Source organism: Erythrobacter sp. HI0063 (assembly GCF_001635685.1).
Taxonomy (GTDB): domain Bacteria; phylum Pseudomonadota; class Alphaproteobacteria; order Sphingomonadales; family Sphingomonadaceae; genus Qipengyuania.
The window spans coordinates 1-325 of sequence record NZ_LWFF01000152.1; the positions used below are offsets into that span (position 1 = coordinate 1).

General features: G+C 60.3%; 1 pseudogene. It reads right to left on the minus strand.

The features are described from left to right. Positions 1-191: pseudogene (locus A3736_RS05825) on the minus strand (glucose/galactose MFS transporter); the annotation flags it as partial. Positions 192-325: the final 134 nt, after the last annotated feature.

Here is a 325-nt window from a genome sequence, read left to right on the forward strand (position 1 = left end):
GCCTGGGTGTAGTTGAGCGTGAACAGCTCTTTCAGCTTGGGAATGATCACATCGTTGAGCGAGGTGATCCCGCCGAAGATGAAGAACAGGCCGAAGACGAAATATTGCAGGCCCGGCGCCTCGACAGGCGGCGTGTCGGTATCGATCGGAGTGGGGTCGGTGCTCGACGCGATGTCGGGGGCAAGTGCCATCGTCTGTTTCCTCTTCTGATATCCCGCAGGTTCTACGCCTGCGTAACCGGTTTCATTGGCGGTATTGCGACCTTGCCGGCAAGTCCATCGCAATCGCGCGCTGGCAGCATCGCCGTAACGGGCGTCACGCGGGC